At 54.5% G+C, this 8,143-nt stretch carries 7 protein-coding genes and 1 pseudogene; 1 reads left to right on the top strand and 7 read right to left on the bottom strand.

Annotated features, from left to right (window positions below; genetic code table 11):
* Window positions 1–412: 412 nt before the first annotated feature.
* The gene (locus LB528_RS29905; RefSeq protein ID WP_224518465.1) at window positions 413–1,318 is read right to left on the bottom strand and encodes a LysR substrate-binding domain-containing protein; all 906 of its coding nucleotides are present in this window, start codon (window positions 1,316–1,318) and stop codon (window positions 413–415) included.
* 302 nt (window positions 1,319–1,620) lie between these two features.
* Between LB528_RS29905 and LB528_RS29900 the strand changes: the two genes are divergently transcribed.
* Window positions 1,621–2,502 (top strand): LysR substrate-binding domain-containing protein, encoded by an 882-nt coding sequence (locus LB528_RS29900; RefSeq protein WP_224518464.1) that lies wholly within the window; start codon window positions 1,621–1,623, stop codon window positions 2,500–2,502.
* A 70-nt stretch (window positions 2,503–2,572) separates the two neighbouring features.
* On the opposite strand, the gene LB528_RS29895 is transcribed toward LB528_RS29900, so the two are convergent.
* From LB528_RS29895 to LB528_RS29870, 6 genes and pseudogenes are all read right to left on the bottom strand, one after another.
* The gene (locus tag LB528_RS29895; RefSeq protein WP_224518467.1) at window positions 2,573–2,734 is read right to left on the bottom strand and encodes a transposase; all 162 of its coding nucleotides are present in this window, start codon (window positions 2,732–2,734) and stop codon (window positions 2,573–2,575) included.
* 75 nt (window positions 2,735–2,809) lie between these two features.
* A complete protein-coding gene (locus LB528_RS29890) occupies window positions 2,810–3,340 on the bottom strand; it encodes a transposase (protein ID WP_224518463.1) in 531 nt (176 codons plus the stop codon).
* 242 nt (window positions 3,341–3,582) lie between these two features.
* Window positions 3,583–5,193, bottom strand: a complete 1,611-nt coding sequence (locus LB528_RS29885; protein WP_224717223.1) for an ABC transporter substrate-binding protein — start codon at window positions 5,191–5,193, stop codon at window positions 3,583–3,585.
* Between the two features lie 68 nt (window positions 5,194–5,261).
* Window positions 5,262–6,377 carry an LLM class flavin-dependent oxidoreductase gene (locus tag LB528_RS29880; RefSeq protein ID WP_224518461.1) on the bottom strand — a complete coding sequence of 372 codons (1,116 nt, stop codon included), beginning with the start codon at window positions 6,375–6,377 and terminating at the stop codon, window positions 5,262–5,264.
* 910 nt (window positions 6,378–7,287) lie between these two features.
* On the bottom strand, window positions 7,288–7,860 hold the full coding sequence (locus LB528_RS29875; RefSeq protein ID WP_224518460.1) for a flavin reductase family protein: 573 nt from the start codon (window positions 7,858–7,860) through the stop codon (window positions 7,288–7,290).
* 14 nt (window positions 7,861–7,874) lie between these two features.
* Window positions 7,875–8,143 (bottom strand): annotated as a pseudogene (locus LB528_RS29870) (hypothetical protein); the annotation flags it as partial.

Raw genomic sequence — 8,143 nt, 5'->3', positions numbered from 1 at the left:
CTATAAGGACGGCACCATGATGCTGCTCGGCGACGCCAAGAAGATGACCGAGGAAATCGTCAAGGCGATGGATCACTAAATTGATGCGCGCCGCCAACTGCCCTTCTAAGGTTCGATTAACGCGGCATCTTTCCCGCCTCCCTGAACAATGTCAGATCGCGCGGGTGGTTGACTATAACTCGCTGGATTGCCGGTATGATTGGTGTTGAAGGACCGGTTTACAGTCGATACGGACTATGCATCGCCGCGGTGCAAGCAGCGGACCCGTTGCCAGTTTCGAGAGTAGATATGAAGGAAGCTGCAGCGACTGACATCTGGGTAATGTGTGCTTTACGGAATCTCGGGATCAGTTGTCGCAATGCGTTGGATCGATGCCATTGAGCCTGAACGATTATACATAGTTGCACCTGTTCTATCTCAGCGCCTGTGATTGCTTTAGAAGCCAGTCCACAAGAGTTCTCACGTGCTTCCGAAGCATTTTCCCCGGCTGTGCCAGCACATAGAACCCGTTCTGGGTGGTCACTTCGACCGGCAGGGGGCGGCAAAGCTGGCCCTGTTCGAGCAGGAATATGTTCGTCATAGACCATCCAATGGCGATACCTTCCCCTGCCATTGCGGCTTGCAACACCAGCTGATAGTCATTGAACACGACGGTGGGCTCAATAGACTTTGAAGTCATCTGCAGGGCAGCATAGAATTCTGGCCAGTTTATTCTCCGGCGGTTTGGATCCTCGTAAGATAGCAACTTGTGATTTAAGAGATCTGAGACGTCATTCAGCGGTGGGGACTCTGCTAGGTAGGCGCGAGAGCAAACCGGGAAAACGGTCTCCTTGGCCATCAGCCAAGCGTTCTTGCGATCTGTCGTTAGTGGCAACAAGCGAATGGTGAGATCGATGGCGTCGTCGGGCTCAACATCTTTGTCAATTGTCAGGATCTTGAGCTTTATGCCAGGATGCATTTTGTGAAAGTCTCGTAATTGAGGCATGAGCCAATAGGTTGCCATTGACGTCGACGCGGCAACTGAGACGAAGCCCAGCTCACGTTTGCCTATTGCATCGATAGTGTCCTCGATTTGAGCGAAGCCGCCGCTGACCGCTCTGAAAAGCAACTGTCCATCCGGTGTCATACTCACGCCGCGGTTCGCACGGATGAACAATTGAGTGCCGAGATGGCGCTCAAGCTTCCGTATCGAATGCGATATGCTTGATTGGGTGACGTTGAGATCTTCGGCCGCCCTCCCAAAATTTCGAGTCTTCGCGGCGGCAAGGAACGCGAAGAGAGATTGCGGAGAAGGGATTTTACTTCGCAGGCCAGACATGAAAGGAATTCATGTCACGGGGAATCTTTCACGTCTACAAATTTCTTGCAGGAATGCGAGCAGAGCGGCGGGGCGTCTAAGCGGCGCCTCCGCAATCCCTGCAAGCAGAATTTCAGCATGCGTAGTTCCTGTTTGTTGCGTAATTCTCTATCGGCGCCCCATGCGCATCTCTCCAACGCCCGCTCTTGACACTGCCGACAGCCGGGTCTCATCGTGGGCTAGCAAGTCGCAACCCATGCTTCTCGAACTCCGGGGAGGAGAAGATCGTTCGAAAATATTATGGGCTACCACCCCTGAACACTTTGGCCGTTTTTGAGGCTACGGCCCGACATGCGAGCTTTAAGCAAGCGGCGGACGAGTTGAACGTGACAACGGGGGCGATCAGCCGCCAAATCAAGGCATTGGAAGACGAACTCGGCGTCAAGCTGTTCACTCGCGGAACAACTGGTGTAAACCTCACGCCGACTGGGCAGGACCTTTTTTCCGAGATCGCTGCCGCTTTTTCACGATGTTCCGAAGCGATTTGGGCGGCCAAGTCAGGACAACGGGAAGAGAGCGTCACGTTTGCCTGCACCGATGCTTTTGCGACATTTTGGCTTATGCCCAGAATGGTAGATTTCTGGACTAGGCATCCAACCATATCGGTCAATTATCTGATCTCAGAACAGACCCGCGATTTTCGTAATGCAGAGGTTGATCTGTTCGTCCGCTCAGCGACCGGCGCGTGGCCGAACGAGAATGCCGAACCGCTCTTCGAGGATTCGATCTATCCGGTGTGCGGGGTAGGCTTTGCTATTGAGCACCAGGGCATACACCCATCGGAACTTTCGCGCTTGCCGCTCCTTCACATGGACTGGACCAATCCGGATTGGCCTTTATGGCAGGATTTCCTCCAGGCCGCCTCGGTGCCCAGCGAAGGCCTGCGCGGAAAGCGGTTTGGCAAATATGCGGTGCTCCTTACGGCTGCGGAAGCCAATCAGGGTGTGGCTCTCGGTTGGGATTCGCTGGTGCGCCCGTTGATTGAAGAGGGCAGGCTCGTTCGGCTGACGGAGTTGTCCATGCGGGATCCGGTTGGCTTTTGCCTCGCCTGGAATAGTAAGAAACGTCTCTCGGAGTCTGCGGTAAAGCTGAAGGCCTGGCTCGTCGAGCAAGCACAATCTGGGATGCATGTGCAGCCAGAATGAAGTGCGAAGTGAGGACAACCCGGCTCTGATCGAACCCAAACCCAATCCCTTAGAGCCTGACTCGAAACGGTTAAGTGCGAGGTGGAGCTGCGCGGCGGCGGAGCATGAGGCGGATGGAGGCGACGAATATCCATGCCTCGGCGCTTGCGATAGTCGCCTCGAAGTCCTTGGCGAGCCGGCGACAACGTCCGAGCCAGGCGAAAGTTCGCTCGACGACCCATCGTTGCGGCAGAACCTCAAAGCCCTGCCATGTCGGAGCGCTTGATGATTTCGATGGTCCACGTGTCCAGGTCGGCCAGGGCCTGCGTCAGTTTTTCTCCGGCATAGCCGCCGTCGGCGAATAGATGGCGCAGCCAGGGTAAAGCTGTCGAATGGAGGCGGTGACGCCAACTGCCCCATCCCTGTCCTGGATGTCGGCCGCGTGCACCTTCAGCCCGACAAGGTGCCCCTCGGTGTCGGTAATGTTATGGCGCTTGCGGCCGTTGATTTTCTTGCCGCCATCGTAGCCACGCAAACCGGCAACGTCCGTGGTCTTTGCTACTTGACTGTCGATAATGCCGGCGCTCGGGCTCGCCTCGCGACCAAGCGCCAGGCGTGCCGTAGCCACCAGGTGGAAGTTGATGGTCTTCCAAAGGCCACTGTCCCGCCAGGCATAGCAATAGCGTTGAACCGTCGAAACCGGCGGAAAGCGGTCCGGCAATGCCCGCCACTGGCAGCCTGTCCAGGCGCAATATAAAGGAGAACGTCCACAACCGCCCGAAGCTCGGTCGTGCGTGGTCGTCCCGACGCCTTCGCTCCAGGCATGAACGGCGATCAACGCCCATTCCCGGTCCGTCATTGCATTTGCATCTCGCTGCCCCGCGGCAATACTGCAGCCGGGTGGTCTCCGTCCAACCCATGTTGTGATCATGCTTAAGTCTAGACATCTCAGGCAAAACACAACGGACGGAGCCACTCAACCGAGTCCACCGCCCAATCTTGAGTTTTGGATCAGGCTCTAAAGCGCCTCACAAGAATGCAAGCTTAGATGGCTCCCGTGTCGAACAAGCGAAGCTGTTCAGACAAACCGAGCCATCTCTGTTAGGCTTCCAGCCAGACATATTCGGCAAACGCGCCGCCCATCATCGGACCCAGCGGACTGGATTCAAATCCGTGGAGCTTAGACGACATTGCATCAGTCGTCGTCTTGAACGCCGGTATGATTGTGCCCGCATCTTCGGACACCATCATTTGCATGTCGCCGTAGATTGATTTCCGCTTGGCCTCATCCAACATGCCCCGCGCCTCAAGCAACATCTTGTCAAACTTCTCCGACTTGTAGCGGCTTTCATTCCAGGCTGCATTGGATGCATAGGCGATGGAGAAAATAATATCGGGCGTGGGTCGTGGAAGCCAATGACCGAAATGGACGGGATCCTTGAGCCAGTGATTGGACCAGTATCCATCCGAAGGTACTCGCTTCACATCCAACTTCATTCCAATCTCATCAGCGGACTGTTGAAGTATTGCAGCGATATCTATAGAGTTATAAGCTGTTTCAGAGGCAATCATCTGGATCGGAGTACCTAACAACCCGGCCTTTTTAAACTGGAACTTGGCCTTGTCAGGATCGAAAGGCTTTGGTTTAACTTCAGAATTATAATATATGCTTGATTTGTCTATTGGCTGATCGTTCGCGATCTCTGATGTGCCTTTAAAGACGGCTTTTTGAATGAGTTCGCGATTCATCAGATATTTTAGACCAGCCACAAAACCGGCTTTGTCGCCAGGATCCATGTCCAAGCGGCTGACGAGATTCGTGTAGGAACCGGACGACGAGGTTGCCGCTCTGACGCTTGACTGGTTTTGGAATAGCGGAAGCGATTTTGGGTTGATAATGCCGGCATATTGCACGTCACCTGACAAAACCGCGTTGACGCGAGCGGTGTCGTCGCTGATTGCAAAAAAATCGAAGGAGTCGAGATAGGGCAGATTGGGTTTCCAATAGTTCGGGTTTCTTGTCATAAGAGACCGAACACCCGGCTCAAAACTCTCGAGTTTAAATGGGCCAGTTCCGTTGCCTTTCGAGAAGTCCGTCGTCCCAACCGCGACGATCTGGAAATGATTGAGCGCCAGGATTGTCGGAATGTCGGCGTTCGCGCTATCGAGGGTAATCTCTACGGTCTGCGCATCAATTGCCTTAACGTCCGCGATCTGCTTGGCGATGGAGTTGACTTTCGACCCGACGGCAGGGTCAAGGTGTCTCTTGAGCGTGAAGACGACGTCAGCGGATGTCAGCGACCGACCGTCGTGAAAGGTTACACCTTTCCGCAACTTTACCGTCCATACCTTGGCGTCTTTGGTCTCGACACTCTCGGCCAACTCCATTTTCGGGCGACCGTCGCTTCCCAGGATCGTCAGTCGATTGTAGAGCGCACAGCACCGGACGAAATCAGTGACCATGCCTGACTTTGCCGGATCCAGTGTTTCTGCGGTGGACGTGACTGCAGCGGCGGCCTTCAGTGATCCGCCGCGCACCGGAGTTTCCGCAAAAGCGCGGGTTGCCTGGCTGAAAATACCCGTTCCCATCGCGGCGGCGGCACCACCGAGCATCATCAAGCGCAAGAGGTCACGTCTCGTCGCTCCTTGAGCGATCGCCTGTTCCACCATCTCGTTGTATTGCGGGTCTCGCAACCTACTGCCGTTGTTCATCTCATTCTTCCCCTGTTATGTTGTAACCACAATAGAAATGCATCGTATTCCAAACGTGCGATCCTGGTTCAGAACCTAGACCCAGCTTGGCTCTTCTCACTCCTAGGCGGCTCCCCAGCGCTTCGTTTCTGGGTCATCTCCCGCAGGAGCGGCAATAGTTCCCGACCGTACAATTTCGTATCCTCGATCGGATCGAAGCCCCGTATGAGGAACGTCGTAATGCCCATGTCGTAGTAGTCCAGCATCGCATCGACGACCTGTTCGGCGGTGCCGACAAGCGATGTGGAATTCCCCTGCCATGCTCCCGTTAACTTCGCGAGTTCGGTCCACAACCGCTTGTCCACCCTCGGCCCCTGGGCGGCCGCTTCAAGCAGGCGATGCGCGCCGGTGTTCTCCTGGGGTTTGAATACTGGCCCCGTCTTCTCGGACAATTGCTTCGTCTGCTCGAGGATATCTTGCGCCTTTTTCCAGGCCGACTCCTCAGTGGCCGCCAATATCGGACGCATGGACAAACTGAACCGGATTTGGCGTCCATGTTTTGCAGCTGCTGCCTTAACTCTCGCAACCGTCTCACGAGCCTGCGCATAGGTTTCACCCCAAAGGGCGTAGACATCGGCATGCTTGCCCGCAACTTCTATGGCTGCATCCGAGGCGCCGCCGAAGTAAACGGGAATATGCGGAGTGTTGATACATTTAATCTTAGAGAAAGCTTGTTCCACGTGATAATAATTGCCGCGATAATCGAAGGGTTTGTCGGAAGTCCATTCTTTTTTCATTATATCGAGGTATTCATCGGCACGAGCGTAACGCTCATCCTTGCCGATATGGCTGCCATCCTGACGGAGTTCAGCGTCATTGCCGCCAGTGATGATATGTACCGCAGCGCGACCGCCGGTTAACTGATCCAATGTTGCAAATTGCCTTGCGGCGATAGTCGGAGCCGTGAAACCGGGCCTATGCGCAACCATGAATGCAAGGCGCTTTGTCACTGACGCCGCATGTTGTGCGACCATCATGCTTTCCGACCAGACCGAAGTGAAATGAATAAGCGCCCTATCGAACCCTGCTTCATCAAGTGCCTTGGCCGCGGCCTCGAGATGACTTATGTCAAAGTCCGCACCTTTCGCCGGCTGCGACTCTGATGAATTGTTTATGTTTAGATGGCCGATGACGTCGATTGACATGTAGATCTCCTGGATTTTGTATCATGGTCTTCAGCCTGGAGCATGAAGGTACATTCACTTCACTTTTCAGCCCCGGCTTCGAAAACCGTTTTCTTGAATGGCTATCTTTACCAGCAGGGCCCACATGTGCTGCTAACTCTTCAGAGGTTGTTGCGTTCACCTGACGCAACTAGATCAAGCGCTCTGATCGGTTGCCTCATCCCGCGATGCAAAGTGTCGCCGAGATTTTTGATGAACGGCGGGCTACGGGGGCCATCTCCACCCAGGCGGCGCTCTATCTCAGGAACATCGGAGTTTATATCCGCCAGTAGCATCCTACCGAACGGACCGGCCGCCACTTGGCGGCACTCGACCGCCGAACTCTCCGCTGGCGAAAAGGATGCCAACTCTACCATGTTTTTCCGCTGGCCATCGTTCAGTAACCCAGTCTCGTTCCAACATATGGAACGATGTTCTATATATTAGGTCACCACTCCGACACTGTCAACCTTCGGAGCTGGGCGTGTTCACGTGCTGGTTTGGCAACACCACTACGCAATCAAATGCCGAAATTGAGAGCTTGGAGCGTCAAGAACTACCAAGCCGTAGCGCGAACGCGACGCTTATGGGTCGAAGACGTTGCGACATTCATGCGATCCTATCGCAAGGCTGTGACGCAGCTGTATCCAGGCAAGGTTCGGGCCATGACTTGAAGTGAAGGCAACGTGAGATCGTTTCGGTCTGGGCCGAGTTAGCCTAGCTCGATACGCGTCGCGATGAGACTGGAACGATCCATGACCAAGCAAGAAGCTGAGACATCTCTGCCGCCCCGACGATCGTTGTGCCTCTTGATAGAATCCCGGAGGCAACTCAGCATTTCGACCGCATCCAATTTTTTGTCGATACCTTGGCCGGACAGCACGTGTGGATTTCAGGCTGTGCCTAGTCTTAAATCACTATCTCGACTGTTGAAGGCAATTGTACGCCCGCGGAAATGGATGAGTGGTAGGCCATCTTCTTTAATCATCGTCGCGACGACTCGACCCAACACGATCGCAACACCATGCCAGTCGAATATTTTTTCTACTTGGCAGTCTGCAGCCCCCAGAGCGTCGCGATAGATTGGGCAGCCTGTCTTCAAAGAAGTCCAATCGCCGTCTGAAAACCGACTGCTGCCGCTGATACCGGCCTTTCCGGAGAACACATTGGCGAGGTTCTGTGAAGTTGCCGGCAAATAATTTATGGCGAAACGTTGCTGCCTCCGAATTTCCGCGCTGGCAGAGGTTTTCCCATCGATCGATACCACCATCGTTGGTGGGGTGGAGGTGACATGGGAAGCGGACAGTCCTAGGAAACCAGCAGGTCCCTCGGCGCCATCGACAGTGACGATCGTGCTGCCGATCGCTCGCTGGCCGAGCAAGGCCCAGAAATCCTTGGCAGTTACACTCTCGCCGTCCTCGACTACATTCGAGGCATGGGCTGAAGGCACTTTCTGATCAACCATTTCAACCTCAATGGTTACCTACTGGCCCAAAGTTGACTAAGAACGTTAATCGTATCGGCGATTTGCTTCTGTGAAAGATCGGATAATTCTTCTGCCTCAAATTGAAGCCACCTGCGCCGGATCGCTTCGCGACTGTCATAGCCAGCCTGGGTTAAACTAAACCTGTCGCCTTCTTGCACGGCGAGGCCCATCGACTTCATTTCAGTCAGGGCGTCTTCGGTGTCCCGGATGCCCTGAAACGTCTTCTTAGCGAGGGCAGACACTGTGATGTTGGGTGTTTCAC

It is taken from the genome of Mesorhizobium sp. CA4, assembly GCF_020165075.1.
Lineage (GTDB): Bacteria > Pseudomonadota > Alphaproteobacteria > Rhizobiales > Rhizobiaceae > Mesorhizobium.
The sequence above is the reverse complement of the archived record's forward strand: the minus strand, read 5'-3'. Positions and strand labels throughout refer to the sequence as shown.

Bases quoted from the DNA above. Each gene is read 5' to 3' on its own strand.
- LB528_RS29905 (WP_224518465.1), bottom strand. From the start codon at position 1,318: ATGTCTGGCCTGCGAAGTAAAATCCCTTCTCCGCAATCTCTCTTCGCG.
- LB528_RS29890 (WP_224518463.1), bottom strand. From the start codon at position 3,340: ATGACGGACCGGGAATGGGCGTTGATCGCCGTTCATGCCTGGAGCGAA.
- LB528_RS29885 (WP_224717223.1), bottom strand. From the start codon at position 5,193: ATGAACAACGGCAGTAGGTTGCGAGACCCGCAATACAACGAGATGGTG.
- LB528_RS29880 (WP_224518461.1), bottom strand. From the start codon at position 6,377: ATGTCAATCGACGTCATCGGCCATCTAAACATAAACAATTCATCAGAG.
- LB528_RS29875 (WP_224518460.1), bottom strand. From the start codon at position 7,860: ATGGTTGATCAGAAAGTGCCTTCAGCCCATGCCTCGAATGTAGTCGAG.